15 protein-coding genes are annotated in these 14,488 nt (G+C 40.9%); all 15 read left to right on the top strand.

Annotation, left to right across the window (positions count from 1 at the left end; translation table 11 throughout):
* Positions 1-368, top strand: a 368-nt coding sequence (locus tag WAM07_RS17625) for a chemotaxis protein CheC (RefSeq protein WP_422168696.1), incomplete at its 5' end; no start/stop codon positions are given.
* Positions 361-858 (top strand): chemotaxis protein CheD, encoded by a 498-nt coding sequence (locus WAM07_RS17620; protein WP_422168695.1) that lies wholly within the window; start codon positions 361-363, stop codon positions 856-858. The genes WAM07_RS17625 and WAM07_RS17620, both read left to right, overlap by 8 nt.
* Positions 859-1,162: 304 nt before the next feature.
* Positions 1,163-1,939 (top strand): FliA/WhiG family RNA polymerase sigma factor, encoded by a 777-nt coding sequence (locus tag WAM07_RS17615; RefSeq protein ID WP_422168694.1) that lies wholly within the window; start codon positions 1,163-1,165, stop codon positions 1,937-1,939.
* A 35-nt stretch (positions 1,940-1,974) separates the two neighbouring features.
* Entirely contained in the window at positions 1,975-3,327 is a 1,353-nt protein-coding gene (locus WAM07_RS17610) for a FapA family protein (RefSeq protein ID WP_422168693.1), read from the top strand.
* 72 nt (positions 3,328-3,399) lie between these two features.
* A complete protein-coding gene (locus WAM07_RS17605; protein ID WP_422168692.1) occupies positions 3,400-3,879 on the top strand; it encodes a DUF6115 domain-containing protein in 480 nt (159 codons plus the stop codon).
* A 160-nt stretch (positions 3,880-4,039) separates the two neighbouring features.
* Positions 4,040-4,777 carry a 30S ribosomal protein S2 gene (gene rpsB, locus WAM07_RS17600; RefSeq protein ID WP_422168691.1) on the top strand — a complete coding sequence of 246 codons (738 nt, stop codon included), beginning with the start codon at positions 4,040-4,042 and terminating at the stop codon, positions 4,775-4,777.
* 126 nt (positions 4,778-4,903) lie between these two features.
* On the top strand, positions 4,904-5,788 hold the full coding sequence (gene tsf / locus WAM07_RS17595; protein ID WP_422168690.1) for a translation elongation factor Ts: 885 nt from the start codon (positions 4,904-4,906) through the stop codon (positions 5,786-5,788).
* 115 nt (positions 5,789-5,903) lie between these two features.
* Positions 5,904-6,626 (top strand): UMP kinase, encoded by a 723-nt coding sequence (gene pyrH, locus WAM07_RS17590; RefSeq protein ID WP_422168689.1) that lies wholly within the window; start codon positions 5,904-5,906, stop codon positions 6,624-6,626.
* A 2-nt stretch (positions 6,627-6,628) separates the two neighbouring features.
* The gene (gene frr / locus WAM07_RS17585; RefSeq protein WP_224892419.1) at positions 6,629-7,186 is read left to right on the top strand and encodes a ribosome recycling factor; all 558 of its coding nucleotides are present in this window, start codon (positions 6,629-6,631) and stop codon (positions 7,184-7,186) included.
* A gap of 247 nt (positions 7,187-7,433) precedes the next feature.
* Entirely contained in the window at positions 7,434-8,201 is a 768-nt protein-coding gene (locus tag WAM07_RS17580; RefSeq protein ID WP_422168688.1) for an isoprenyl transferase, read from the top strand.
* Positions 8,202-8,217: 16 nt separating this feature from the next.
* Positions 8,218-9,018, top strand: a complete 801-nt coding sequence (locus WAM07_RS17575) for a phosphatidate cytidylyltransferase (RefSeq protein WP_422168687.1) — start codon at positions 8,218-8,220, stop codon at positions 9,016-9,018.
* 15 nt (positions 9,019-9,033) lie between these two features.
* Positions 9,034-10,179: a 1-deoxy-D-xylulose-5-phosphate reductoisomerase gene (gene dxr / locus WAM07_RS17570; protein ID WP_422168686.1), complete on the top strand. Its 1,146-nt coding sequence runs from the start codon at positions 9,034-9,036 to the stop codon at positions 10,177-10,179.
* 16 nt (positions 10,180-10,195) lie between these two features.
* Positions 10,196-11,452 carry an RIP metalloprotease RseP gene (rseP, locus tag WAM07_RS17565; protein ID WP_422168685.1) on the top strand — a complete coding sequence of 419 codons (1,257 nt, stop codon included), beginning with the start codon at positions 10,196-10,198 and terminating at the stop codon, positions 11,450-11,452.
* A gap of 114 nt (positions 11,453-11,566) precedes the next feature.
* Positions 11,567-13,270 (top strand): proline--tRNA ligase, encoded by a 1,704-nt coding sequence (locus WAM07_RS17560; RefSeq protein ID WP_422168684.1) that lies wholly within the window; start codon positions 11,567-11,569, stop codon positions 13,268-13,270.
* 103 nt (positions 13,271-13,373) lie between these two features.
* Positions 13,374-14,488, top strand: a 1,115-nt coding sequence (locus tag WAM07_RS17555) for a PolC-type DNA polymerase III N-terminal domain-containing protein (RefSeq protein WP_422168697.1), incomplete at its 3' end; no start/stop codon positions are given.

Genomic DNA, 14,488 nt, shown 5'->3' with positions numbered 1-14,488 from the left:
TAAGAATCATGACTGGAGATGCGTCCTTTACTATTCATAATTCCAACTCTATGGAAATTGGTGTATCAGCTCTCAAAGAATTAGGGAATATTCTGTCTGGATCTTATCTTACAGCCCTTTCAGATTTCACACAATTGACGCTTTATCCCTCTGTTCCTTCATTAAATATGGATATGGCAGGAGCCATCTTAAGTTTCGGTTTACTGGAACTATCCCTAGTCAGTGATCAGGGCATTGTAATCGAGACTTGCCTGACAGACCCATCTGATGAGAGTAAAGAATCTGTAGAAGGACACTTCTTCTTATTTCCAGACCCTGATTCATATGATACGTTGTTTAAAGCCCTGGGAGTATCAGATTATGACTAAGATGACCCAAATGGTTAAAGTGGGTATTGCTGATCTAAAAGTAACAAAATGCTCAGAAAAACTCCGCACCTCAGGGCTTGGTTCATGCGTAGGTATAGTACTATATGATGAATTCCATAAGGCTGCAGGTATGGCTCATATTATGCTTCCTGACTCTTCATTAGCCAGGAAGGGAGATATTAATCGATTTAAATATGCAGATACCGCTATAGAAGATCTACTTATAAAATTAAGTCGATCAGGGGCTGACAGCTTCCGATTAAAAGCAAAAATTGCAGGGGGCGCCCAAATGTTTCATTTTACACCAACGAGTGAAATGATGAGGATAGGTCCTAGAAATGTTGGGGCTGTAAAGAAAAAGCTTGCTAGTTTGCGAATACCTATTGAAGCTCAGGATGTTGGAGGGCAAAATGGCAGGACTATTGAGTTTAATCCGCTTACTTCAAATCTTCATATAAAAACTGTTAATAAGGAAGAAATGATTATTTGATAAGTAGCTCTATTACTGGAACTTGTACGCTGCTAATTTTCATACTCTTACCCTCTTGTCTAATTTATGGCAAACCTCTGTCATCCGAGGTGCCACAAGCTTTTTCTATTTCTTTAACGGCTCCTATAATAAAGAAGACTGACAGGGGATGTAGTGGCTGCTCTAAAAAACTTTGACCGGCTTCATTGAGAAAATAGAGCAGAAGAGCTTTATCAAAGGGGATTTTGGTAATATCCGAATACTTTTAAAAGAAGATAAAAAGCAGGATAAGTGATTGATTATAGAAAGAGCAGGGAGGGTTATCATGGCAAACTGTTCATCTCCTCAAGAAGAAAAACTATGGGAACTATGGACAACCAATAAAGATGGGGAAGCTGCTAATCAATTAGTTCAGCTTTATGATTACTTAGTTAGCTACCACGTGCAGAGGATATCTGCCCACTTACCCAAAAGCGTGAGTAAGGACGATGTCAGAAGCTTAGGAATGCTTGGATTATATGATGCACTGAAGAAGTTCGACACGACAAGAGATTTAAAATTTGATACATATGCTTCTTTTAGAATCCGCGGCTCTATTATGGACGGTTTAAGAAAAGAAGACTGGCTCCCTCGCTCGGTCCGAGATCGGTCGAAAAAAATTGAGCAGATGACTGAAAAACTGGAGCAGCGTCTTCAGCGGCCGGTAACTTCTGCGGAGGTCGGAAAAGAATTAAATATGACAGCTGCAGAAGTGGAAGAAACGGTGAAAGATTCGTTATATGCTAATGTTCTTTCAATGGAAGAAAGGCCGAAAGACGGGGGTGAGGAGCATAAAGAAGGAATTGGTTACTCGATCCCTGATGAACAGACAATGACTCCTTCTGCATCAATGATTCAAGGTGAGAACTATCAGGAGCTCGCGACTCAAATTCAAAAGCTTAATGAGAAGGAACAATTGGTGATAAGTTTATTTTACAATGAGGAGCTTACACTGACGGAAATTGGCGAAGTGCTTAACTTAACTACTTCAAGAATCTCTCAAATACACGCAAAGGCCATATTTAAGCTGAAAGCCGCATTAAGCGATATGATGAACTCTTAAATACAAGGGGAAAGTGTGGTGAAAAACAGAATAGTATGAAGATATCTGTTTCTCAGGATAAGATGGAAGCTTACATAGAAATGTCAGAATTTCAACCAGGTGAAGTTGCGCTGAATGATATCCTTCTTCAGTTGAAAGAAAGAAATGTCTCTTTTGGTATCATGGAAACGGCCCTGGAGAATCGTGTAAACACAGGTTCCACTTCAGCCCAATCTCTGCTGGCAGCTATAGGTAAAGATCCTGTTCATGGAAAGGACGGAGCAGTTGTTTTTGAAAAACCCTATCAACTAGGCAGAAGAGAAAGAGAAAAAGCTGATTTTAGAGATATACTATCTATTCCTTCGGTTCAGGAAGGTAAACGAATTGCTTACCTGACACCACCGACCAGGGGGATAGATGGGAAGAACATTTATGGAGAAGTTATTAAAGCTGTTCCTGGAAAACTTCCACGTCTTAAACCAGGAGAAAACATAGCATTTAAGTCTGCCGATTATAGCTACTATTCCAAGATTGATGGCCAGATAAGTTCAGACGAACGTGGTCTCCGTGTGCAGCCTCTATTTGAAGTCAGAGGAGATCTGGATCTGAAAACAGGCAACCTTGATTTTGTTGGTTCTATTATTATTAATGGCAATGTCCCTGCAGGATACTGTTTAAAAGGTCGAGGCGACATTACGGTGTATGGAATGGTAGAAGGAGCACAAATTTATGCCGGGGGATCTATCCACGTTTCAGAAGGAATCGCCGGGTTAGGAAAATCTTTTATAAAGGCTGATCAGTTTATACGTGCAGGCTACATTAATCAAGCCACCGTAGAGGCTGGAGAAGATATAGTTATACAAAATTCTATATTGCATAGTGACTGTGTGGCCAATCGCGGCGTTTTCTGTCTAAAAGGAAACATTATTGGAGGCAGAGTATCAGCCGGGAGTCAAGTGAAGGCTTTTGACATAGGCAATCGTATGAATACTAAGACCGGAATTTATGTAGGTATGAATAAAAATGTTGAAGAGAAGAGAAGACAAATATCTAATCAGCTAAGTATAAAGCAAGTAGAAAAAGAGAAATTAGTTCTTCTAGGTAACAAGCTTGACCAGAAAAAGAGAGACAGTGGCAATTTGTCCTCTAAGGAAAAGATCGCTTTTCTTCGCCAGCGAAAATCATTAATGGTAACAGAAGAAGATATTGAAGATCTTACCAATCAGATTAAACGTTTAGAGTCAACGATTAGAGACTTAGAAGACGCCAAGGTGCAGGCAGAAGGTAAACTATTTGATAACGTACAGCTAGGGTTTGGTCATTACGAATTCAGGGTGAAAAGTCTCTACAGCCTGGTAGAAGCTGTAATACATAAAGGTGAAATAGTCCTTCGTCCATTAGAAGACTAGCTACACTATGAATAACCAAAAACAAACGACAAGGTTTTACGGACCAATCGTGCACAGCAGGTGAAAACCAAGATGGCCATATTCTTATTAGTCATCAGCTTTATTATTGACGGAGTCATAATACTTACCCTTTTAACGATCTCCACCAGAGTTAAAAAAACTGAAGAGCTTGAAATGCGTCAGGAGGAAGTAGCTAGAGAAATTGAAGATATGTTTACTTCTTATTTAATGGAAATTAAAGAAGAGAACAAACGAATGAGCAGTTGGCTTCAGCCCGAAAAGCATTCGATAAATGATCAAAAAACAGAGGGTGGAAAGGCAATTGCCGATGAGTCTATATCCACTAAGCATTATAAGGTAAAATCTTCAGAAGAGCACACTAATTATTCACCACCCCTGTCTAACGAGGGGAAGGACTTTTTTGAACGCAGCGACAACTACCGAATTTTAGAGTTAAGAAGAGTAGGATATTCTGTAGATGAGATCGCGAAGAAATTAGACAGAGGTAAAACAGAAATTGAACTATTTATTAAATTTGAGCAAAAACATTAAGTGAAAAACTTGATAGAGCTACGGTGGTATGGTATATTTACTGTCGGTGTCAATACACACGTCTTTGGATTCTTTTATAGGTTGCTCTTACAAAAGAGTTTGTAAAAGAAAATGATAAAGGCGGAGGATACTAAAAATAAACCAAACAGGAGGAACAATTATGTCTGCAATTTCTATGAAACAGCTTTTAGAAGCTGGTGTTCATTTTGGACACCAAACCCGTCGCTGGAACCCGAAGATGAAAAAATATATCTTCACGGAGCGTAACGGAATTTATATCATCGACCTTCAGAAAACCGTTAAGAAGGTAGATGAAGCATTTAATTTTGTGAAAGATGTAGCCGCTAATGGTGGAAACATTCTTTTCGTAGGTACTAAAAAACAAGCCCAGGATACTGTACGTGACGAAGCAACTCGTTGCGGCATGTATTACATCAACCAACGTTGGTTGGGCGGAACTCTTACAAACTTCGAAACAATCCGTAAGCGTATCAATCGTTTGAAAGATATTGAGCGTATGGAAGAGGACGGTACAACAGATGTACTTCCTAAAAAAGAAGTTGTTGACATGCTTAAAGAAAAAGATCGTCTAGTTAAATTCCTAGGTGGTATTAAAGAAATGAAGAGTATTCCAGATGCAATGTTTGTCATCGATCCTCGGAAAGAGCGCATTGCGATTGCGGAAGCTCATAAATTGGACATTCCTATTGTAGGTATGGTTGACACAAACTGTGACCCGGACGAAATCGATTACGTTATCCCGGCAAATGATGACGCAATCCGTGCCGTTAAGCTGCTTACTTCTAAAATGGCAGATGCTGTCCTTGAAGCTAAGCAAGGGGAAGAAACTGAAGTTACAGAAGAAGTAGAAGCTCAAGTAGAAGCTGCTAAAGAGTAATGATGTTTCAGGAGGTGATAAGGGGGAATTCCTTTTATCACCTTTTTTAAAGAAGAAATGCGCCTGTACTTCGGTGCAAGGTGCTAAACATAATAAAATTAGTTCAACTCATAAGGAGGCTTTACAATGGCTGTAAACGCTAAAATGGTAAAAGAACTTCGTGAAAAAACTGGTGCTGGAATGATGGATTGTAAGAAAGCACTTACTGAAACAGATGGAAACATGGAAGAAGCAATGGCTTGGCTTCGTGAAAAAGGAATTTCCAAAGCACAGAAAAAGGCAGACCGTGTAGCTGCTGAAGGTGCAGCCGCAATTGAAATCTCAGGTAACACAGCTGTTCTTTTCGAAGTAAACTGTGAAACAGATTTCGTAACGAAAAACGACCAATTTAAAAAATTGCTTCAAGAACTTGGCCAGCACCTTGTCAATCAAAAACCAGCAACAGTTGAAGAAGCCCTGGAGCAGAAACTTCATGGTGAAGGGGAAGTACTAAGCAGCTATATTACAGATGTAGTAGCTAAAATTGGCGAGAAGATCTCCTTGCGCCGCTTCTCTATCCAGGAGAAAACGGATAATGACGCTTTTGGTGCTTATCTTCACATGGGCGGTAACATCGGTGTTCTTACTGTACTTGAAGGTTCTACAGATGAATCCGCAGCGAAAGATGTCGCTATGCACATTGCAGCTGTAAATCCTCGTTATGTTTCTACAGATGCTATTCCTGAAGAAGAAATCAACAGTGAGCGCGAAATGCTCAAGACTCAGGCGCTTAATGAAGGAAAGCCTGAAAATATCGTTGAGAAAATGGTAGAAGGCCGCCTGAATAAATTCTTCCAGGAGATTTGCTTACTTGAACAGGACTTTGTTAAAGATCCTGATCAAAAAGTGAAGAAGTTTGTCAAGTCTTCTGGAGGATCTGTTAATTCTTTCCAACGTTTTGAAGTAGGCGAAGGAATGCAGAAACGTGAAGAAAACTTTGCAGATGAAGTAATGAGTCAAGTTAAAAAATAATGACTGCTGAAAATAGGGAACACACATGGCGTGTTCCCTATTTTCAAAGGCTACATAGCGTTAAAGAATTTGTAGCAGACCAACTTAAAGAACAGCAATTACACGGGAGGTTACTATGACTACTGCTCGTTATCGTCGAATTGTACTGAAACTCAGCGGAGAGGCTTTGAGCGGCGAAGCTGGTTTCGGACTAGAACCAAGTATTATCCAATCTGTTTCACGTCAAGTGAAAGAAGTGGCCGAGCTCGGTGTAGAAATAGCCGTGGTCGTCGGTGGCGGCAACATCTGGCGCGGTAAAGTCGGCAGTGAAATGGGTATGGATCGTGCCAATGCCGATTATATGGGAATGCTGGCTACTGTAATGAATTCTCTTGCTTTGCAGGACAGTTTAGAGAATCAGGGCATTCCCACCCGTGTTCAAACTTCTATTGAAATGAGACAAGTAGCCGAGCCTTATATTAGACGTAAAGCTATACGTCATTTAGAAAAGAAGCGCGTAGTTATTTTTGCGGCAGGAACCGGAAACCCATATTTTTCAACAGATACAACTGCAGCGCTTAGAGCAGCCGAAATAGAAGCAGATGTAATTCTTATGGCAAAGAATAATGTAGACGGTGTATACACCGATGATCCTAAACTGAATGAAGATGCAACGAAATACGATCAGCTCTCCTACATGGATGTATTAAATGAGGGCCTTGGAGTTATGGACTCAACTGCATCATCATTATGTATGGACAATGATATTGATTTACTGGTATTCTCTATTACAGAGGAAGGTAATATCAAGAAAGCCGTAATGGGCGAAAATATTGGAACGATTGTAAGGGGGAAATAATCATGTCTAAAGCAGTGATTAATGAGACAAATCAACAAATGGAACAAGCCGTACAAGCCTTTTCTCGACAGCTTGCTACTGTAAGAGCAGGCCGTGCAAACCCGGCTATTCTGGACAATGTATATGTAGACTATTATGGTGCTGCAACACCTTTGAATCAGTTAGCTCAAGTTGGCGCTCCAGAGCCTCGCCTGCTGGTTATCACTCCGTATGATAAATCAGCGATCGCTGAAATTGAAAAAGCAATTCAGAAAGCAGACCTTGGGTTGTCTCCTTCCAGTGATGGTAATGTCGTTCGTATTAATATTCCAGCTTTGACTGAAGAACGCCGTAAGGACTTAGCTAAAGTAGTTGGCAAATATACAGAAGAAGCAAAAGTACAGGTTCGAAACATTCGTCGTGAATCCAACGATCGTTTGAAAAAACTTGAAAAAGATGGAGAACTAACTGAAGATGATCTCCGTTCCTATCATGATGACGTGCAGAAGGCTACGGACAAGCACGTTGAGAAAATCGATCAGTTGGCTAAAACGAAAGAGGAAGAGATCATGGAAGTATAATCTGCTTCATTTTCAGATATGCCAATAGGTATAAAAAGCCGCGCTGTAGATGTTAGGCAGCGCGGCTTTTTATGTTAAGTCAGCAGTTTTGGAGGACCAAAAACTTCTTGTTCCCTAAGCGTTTAAAAAGAGAAACAATTTTCTGCCTCTACGCTTTCTTTTGCACAGGTCTTTATGTCGTGCTCAGCATGTTGTAGGATTATAGTATATAATAGAAAGATGGAAGAAACGGACTGGAGGATCAAGTATGCCACTCAAGTTTCCATTTACAAAAAATAAGAAAGAAATTATGCCACAGCCTCTAGGTCTTGAGCAAAGCCATTTGCCCCAGCATGTAGCGATTATCATGGATGGAAATGGACGTTGGGCTAAAAACCGTAATATGCCGCGAATTGCCGGACATAAAGAAGGGATGGGCGTGGTTAAAAAGATTGTTCGACATGCATCTGATATTGGTGTCAAAGTTTTAACGCTTTATGCATTTTCTACCGAAAACTGGAAACGCCCTAAAAATGAAGTTGATTTCTTAATGAAATTACCTGTAGATTTTCTAAATACATATTTGCCAGAACTCATTGAGAGAAATGTCCAAGTCAGGACAATTGGTGATTTTAACGTTCTGCCTCCCCATACGAAAAAAGCCGTTCAGGAAGCTACAGAGAAGACTAAGCATAATGATGGGCTTATTCTGAATTTCGCCTTAAACTATGGCAGCCGTTATGAAATGATCAATGCAGTGAAGCAAATAGCTGCTCAAGTAGAAGAGGGAGAACTAAGCAGTGAAGATATCAACGAAGAACTATTCACTTCTAATCTTTACACATGTGAATTAATTGAACCTGATTTATTAATTCGGACAAGTGGGGAACAGCGTTTGAGCAACTTTTTATTATGGCAGTTAGCTTATGCGGAATTCTGGTTCACTGAAGTATATTGGCCTGATTTTGATGAGAGCCATTTCGAAAAGGCGCTGCTAGATTACCAAAAAAGGAAACGTCGTTATGGCGGAGTATAAGGTGTGAACGAATGATATGAAACAACGGACAATAACGGCCGTAGTTGCGGCCATGATTTTTTTACCGATCGTTATGACCGGTGGAATACCATTCAGAATATTTATATATATTATTGCGAGTATCGCTCTACTGGAGCTTGTAAGAATGAAGAAAATCTCACGTTACTCTGTACCGTCCGGGCTGGGCTTGTTATTAATGTGGGCGCTTATGTTTCCCTACAGAGACCTTGGTGCTTATATGGACCCGGAAAGTTTAATTACAAAATCGGAAATTACGTTATTGGCTGTCCTGGTACTGCTTAGCTATACCGTCCTTGTAAAGAATCGTTTTACTTTTGATGACGCCGGATTCTTATTGTTATCAGCTATCTATATAGGGATGGGCTTTAACTATTTAATAGAAACGCGTGAAGCAGACCTTTCTTACATTTTCTTTGCTTTGTTTGTAGTCTGGTCTACAGATACGGGGGCCTATGTGTTTGGAAGAACTTTTGGAAAACACAAATTATGGCCGCAGATTAGTCCTAAAAAAACAATTGAAGGTTCCGTCGGCGGTGTCCTTCTGGCTGTTTTGGTAGCAATCATTTTCCAGTTAATCGCTCCACTGAGCCATTCTCTCTTCATCGTAATTCTCGTTACTATACTCGTTTCAATAGCGGGCCAGATTGGAGATTTAGTGGAATCGGCGTTCAAACGTCACTATGCGGTTAAAGATTCAGGGAAAATCCTCCCTGGACATGGTGGAGTACTTGATCGGTTTGACAGTTTGATATTCATTCTGCCAATTCTTCACCTCATTAATTTCATCTCAATATAGAGAGGAGAGCGAATGATGAAGCAAATAACTTTGTTAGGCGCAACAGGGTCTATTGGCTTGCAAACCCTGGATGTGATCCGCCTGCACCCTGATGAATTCTCCCTCCATTCTATGGCCTTTGGACGGAATATCGAGAAAGCCTTACCCCTTATTAAGGAATTTGAACCTCACTTAATTGTTGTACAAGATGAAGAGACAAAGAAAAGACTAGCAGGTCATGTGAATGGAACTCCTATTCTTACAGGAAGTGGAGGTATGATTGAAGCAAGCGTTGCAGATGAGGTGGATGTAGTAGTAAATGCTGTAATGGGAAGTATAGGTCTCCCTGCAACACTCAAAGCTATCCAGGCTAAGAAGTTAATTGCCATCGCTAATAAAGAAACGCTCGTAACTGCCGGGCATCTTGTTATGGCAGAAGCACATAAACACAATGTAGAATTATTACCTGTGGATAGTGAGCACTCCGCTATATACCAATCCTTAAATGGAGAACGCAAGGAAGACATCCATAAGTTAATTATTACGGCATCGGGTGGGAGTTTCAGGGATAACACAAGAGAAGAACTTGCAGGAGTGACGGTTAAAGATGCCTTAAATCACCCAAACTGGAGTATGGGAGCAAAAATTACGATTGACTCTGCTTCTATGATGAATAAAGGGTTAGAAGTCATCGAGGCGCATTGGCTTTTTGATGTACCTTATGACCAGATCCATGTTATTCTTCATAGAGAGAGTGTTATTCACTCGATGGTTGAGTATGTAGATGGAAGTGTCATGGCGCAGCTTGGAACACCTGATATGAAGGTGCCCATCCAATATGCTTTAACTTATCCGGAACGACTGAATTTACCTATTACCAAACAGCTTAATTTAGAGGAAATCGCTACTCTGAACTTTGAGAAAATGGATTTTGAGCGCTTTCCATGTCTGAGGATGGCATATGAAGCAGGACGTGCAGGAGGATCAATGACTACTGTGTTGAATGCAGCAAATGAAGAAGCCGTTCAGCTGTTTCTAGAAGGGGAAATTTCATTTCTGGATATAGAAAAAAAGATTGAACAATCTTTAGAAAAGCACGATCGTATTCATAACCCTGACTTGTCTACCATACTTTCTATTGACGAGGAAACCAGGAAACGGGTTCGTTTCCATTTAAATTAAAAGGAAGGTGCTTCATTTGACTACAGTGATTGCATTTATACTCATGTTCGGACTATTGGTGTTTGTTCATGAGTGGGGGCATCTGATTTTTGCCAAAAGAGCTGGCATGCTTGCACGTGAATTTGCAATTGGCTTCGGGCCAAAAATATTTGCTTTCACAAAAAATGAAACATTGTACACGATTCGTCTTCTGCCTATTGGCGGGTATGTACGCGTAGCCGGCGAGGATCCTGAACTAGTTGAATTAAAGGCGGGGCATCATGTAGGTCTTGAGTTCAATGATCAAGGAAAAGTCAAGCGGATTATTGTGAATAACAAATCTAAACATCCTCATGCACGGGTCATTGAGGTAGAAAGAGCAGATCTTGATCATCGTTTAATGATTGAAGGTTACGAAATTGATGAAGATGAACGGTTGGCATTTGAAGTGGATCCGAAAGCTATGTTCGTCATGGACGAAAAAGAAACCCAAATCGCCCCTTACGATCGTCAATTTGCTTCTAAATCCGTCCCTCAAAGAGCGATGCAACTCTTTGCTGGACCTCTTATGAACTTTGTACTTGCTATCGTTCTTTTCCTGATTCTTGGATTTATTCAAGGAGTTCCGTCCAATGAAGCGGTACTTGGTGAAATTCAAGAAGGTTCTCCCGCAGAATCTTCGGGGCTTCAAAAAGGTGATGAAGTTATTGCGATTGATGGAGAGTCCGTGAGCAGCTGGGATGAATTCACTACTATTGTACGCAGCCACCCGGCTGAGGAAATTATGGTGACGGTTGAGCGAGAGGGTCAGACCGAACAAATAGCTGTAACTCCAGCATCCTTGGAAAATCAGGATATGAAGATTGGCCAGGTAGGAGTAGCACGTACTTTTGAAGATTCTTTCTTTAAAAAGATTACGTTCGGCTTCACTCAAACTTATGAATGGTCTACTCTAATATTAACGAACCTTGGTAAACTGGTGACCGGCCAATTTTCACTGGACATGTTATCCGGCCCTGTAGGTATATATGATGCCACAGATCAGGTGGTAAAAACGGGGTTAACAAACTTCATCATGTGGACAGCGATTCTAAGCATTAACCTGGGTATTGTTAATTTACTTCCGCTTCCAGCCCTTGATGGCGGACGCTTACTGTTCGTTGGTTTAGAAGGGGTACGCGGAAAACCGATTGATCCTCAGAAAGAGGGGATTGTGCACTTTATCGGATTTGCTTTATTAATGCTATTAATGCTGCTTGTTACATGGAATGATATCCAACGACTATTCTTGTAAAATAAAGAGCTGGAAGCCGGTGGAGACAACAGCTCTCTTCGGCTTCCGGCTTGCTTTTTAAGTAAATAAACCTATAAAGTAATATTATTAATTCACAGAACTGAGGTGCATCTAATGAAACAAAGCCAAATGCTGATCCCTACATTGAAAGAAAATCCTGCAGATGCCGAAATTATGAGCCACCAGCTCCTCGTTCGTGCTGGTTACATACGTCAGCTTGCTTCAGGAATTTATAGTTTCTTGCCAATTGGAAGACGTGTTCTCTCTAAAGTGGAGGCTATTGTAAGAGAAGAGATGGAGAAGATTGGGACTCATGAAATGCTGATGCCTGCACTTGAACCATCAGAGCTCTGGAAAGAAACTGGACGGTGGACAACGTTTGGATCTGAACTTATGAGAATAAATGATCGCCATGGTCGCGAGTTTGCACTGGGAGCAACCCATGAAGAAGTAATCACCAGCATGGTTCGCAATGAAGTGAAAAGCTATAAACAGCTGCCATTGAGTGTTTATCAGATTCAAACAAAATTCCGTGATGAAGCTCGTCCTCGATTTGGTCTTTTGAGAGGGCGCGAGTTTCTCATGAAGGATGCTTACTCTTTTAATGAATCCTATGAAAGTCTGGATCGAACGTATGAGCAGATGTTTGAAGCCTATTCGAATGTATTTAGACGATGCGGGCTTAACTTTAGAGCAGTTATTGCAGATTCTGGCGCTATGGGTGGTAAAGATACGCATGAATTTATGGTGCTGTCTGAAGTAGGAGAAGATGTAATAGCTTATTCAGATACCTCGCGTTACGCCGCAAACATTGAAATGGCACCGGTGAACCGGACATATACTAAATCTGATGAAACTCCTTTAGAGATGGAAAAAGTCCATACACCTGATCAGAAAACAATGAAGGATGTAGCAGATTTCCTAGGTCATGAACTTCAAAAAGGTTTAAAGTCCATTTTGTTTAAAGTTGATGAGAAGTTTGTTATGACCATTACCCGCGGAGATCATGAAGTAAATGATGTAAAACTTAAAAATTTATATGATGCTGAACTTATAGACCTGGCAAGTGAAGCAGAAGCTATAGAGATCATAGGTGCTGGCTTTGGCTCATTAGGACCTGTTGACGTATCTGAAGACGTTGAAGTTGTGGCTGATTTTGCGGTAGAAGCTCTGGTTAACGTTTCCTGCGGGGCCAACGAAGAAGGTTATCATTTCACCAATGTTACTCCTGGCAAAGACTTTCAAGTCAGTCAGTATGCCGACCTTCGTTTTATTGAAGAAGGAGATCCTTCTCCTGATGGTGAAGGCAAGATTCAGTTTGCTCGCGGGATTGAAGTGGGCCATGTATTTAAACTTGGAGAGTTTTATTCAGAACGAATGAAAGCTACTTTCCTAAATGATCAAGGTAAAGCTACGACCATGATTATGGGATCGTATGGTATCGGTGTATCCCGTACGCTCGCAGCTATTGTAGAGCAATATCATGATGAACGCGGGATCACCTGGCCGGCCAATATTGCACCATATCAAGTACACTTGTTATCATTAAATCCTAAAAAAGAGGATCAGAAGGAATTAGCTGACACTCTTTACAACACACTTATTGAAGCAGGAGTGGAAGTTCTGTATGATGATCGTAAAGAGCGAGCGGGCGTCAAGTTTGCGGACAGCGACCTGTTTGGAGTTCCGCTGCGTATTACGGTAGGAAAGCGTGCTTCTGAAGGTGTTGTAGAAGTAAAAGAACGAATGTCCAGTAATCAATATGATTTAGAACAAGAAGAAGTCTTGAACTACGTAACCAACTGGTATAAAGCCTGACTTCATAAACAGTTTTTTATATACCCTTGCTTAAAGGTGAAGCAGGGGTATATTCATGTAAAGACCTTGCACAGGGGATAATAGGGGAGGAATCACATTGGGTGTGACCAATCAGGATAAAATGCATTATTTACTGGAACAGATCCAGTTTCCACACGAACTGATTGAACCTCATTTTAGAGATAGTACGATGGAAAAGCTTACCGTTTATCGGGAAACGAAAGAGTGGCATTTTCATTTTAAAATGCCGCAGCCATTGCCGCCGGCAGTTTATGAATTATTTACGACGAAACTCCAATCCACTTTCAGAGCTATTGCTGAAGTAAAATGGACCATTGAAACAGATAATAAAGAAATGGAAGAAAGCGATACGCTTGAATATTGGAACGGGTTTATCAAGACAATGACCAATTTGTCTCCGGGTTATAAAGATCTCTTGTTGGAACAGCAGCCCGAGATAACTGGAAATAAAATAATGTTAACTTGCAGGAATTTGGCAGAAAGCCATGCCGTTAAGAAGAAGTTGGAAGAACCATTGCAGAGCTTTTGTGTGAAGTCAGGTCTTCCTCCATATATCGTCTCAACACGTGTGAAAGAAGAACAGGAACAAATTAAAAAATTCCAGGAAGAGCGTCAAAAAGAGGATAAGAAAATTGTCCAGCAGGCCGTGAAAGATCAAGAAGAGCGTGCCAAAGAAAAAGACGATTCTAAGCCGAAGGGACCTATTGAAATTGGGTACAAAATTCAAGAGGATCCTGAACCTATGGAAAATATCCTGGAAGAAGAGCGCCGCAAAATTGTGCAGGGATATGTGTTTGATGCTGAAGTGAAAGAACTGCGGTCAGGCAGGTTTTTATTACTTCTTAAAGTTACGGATTACACGGATTCTTTCTCCATAAAAATGTTCTCACGTGGGGATGATCATGCGGAGATGTTTAAGCATGTAAAACAAGGTCTTTGGATTAAGGCCCGGGGAAGTATTCAAACAGATAATTTCACAAGTGAACTCACCATGATGGCTAATGACATTAATGAAATTAAACCGGTCCTGCGCAAAGACGAAGCTCCAGAAGGAGAAAAACGAATTGAGCTTCATTCTCATACGACCATGAGTCAAATGGACGCTCCGGTTTCTCCAGGGAGACTTATCGCTAAGGCGGCAGAATGGGGACATGAGGCAATCGCGATTACAGACCATGCTGTGGTCCAGGCTTATCC

It is taken from the genome of Halobacillus sp. (assembly GCF_049282395.1).
Lineage (GTDB): Bacteria > Bacillota > Bacilli > Bacillales > Halobacillaceae > Halobacillus.
The sequence above is the reverse complement of the archived record's forward strand: the minus strand, read 5'-3'. Positions and strand labels throughout refer to the sequence as shown.